The following is a 234-nucleotide window of genomic DNA, read 5'->3' as shown; positions in this document are numbered from 1 at the left end:
ACATCGACTTGTTTCAGCACGGCGTTCGGCAGCCTCAGTGCCTGCAGGCGATCAAGACGGCGTGCCATCAGCAGCACCGGGTGGCCGGCGGCCGAAAAGGCCCGCGCCGTCGCCTCGCCGATGCCGGAGCTCGCGCCTGTAATTGCAATCAGCGGCTTGTCCGCCATGTTTCAGCCTCCCGCATTTGTTTTTGGCGATCCCCGGGATGCGAATGCCACTGGAAGAGGGCAAGAT

1 protein-coding gene is annotated in these 234 nt (G+C 63.2%); it reads right to left on the bottom strand.

The annotated features are described in order from the left end of the window. The coding region (locus tag AF337_RS30045) for an SDR family NAD(P)-dependent oxidoreductase (RefSeq protein ID WP_152971241.1) at nucleotides 1-167 on the bottom strand (167 nt) is incomplete at its 3' end. Nucleotides 168-234: the final 67 nt, after the last annotated feature.

The organism is Rhizobium ecuadorense, assembly GCF_001187535.1.
Lineage (GTDB): Bacteria > Pseudomonadota > Alphaproteobacteria > Rhizobiales > Rhizobiaceae > Rhizobium > Rhizobium ecuadorense.
The sequence above is the reverse complement of the archived record's forward strand: the minus strand, read 5'-3'. Positions and strand labels throughout refer to the sequence as shown.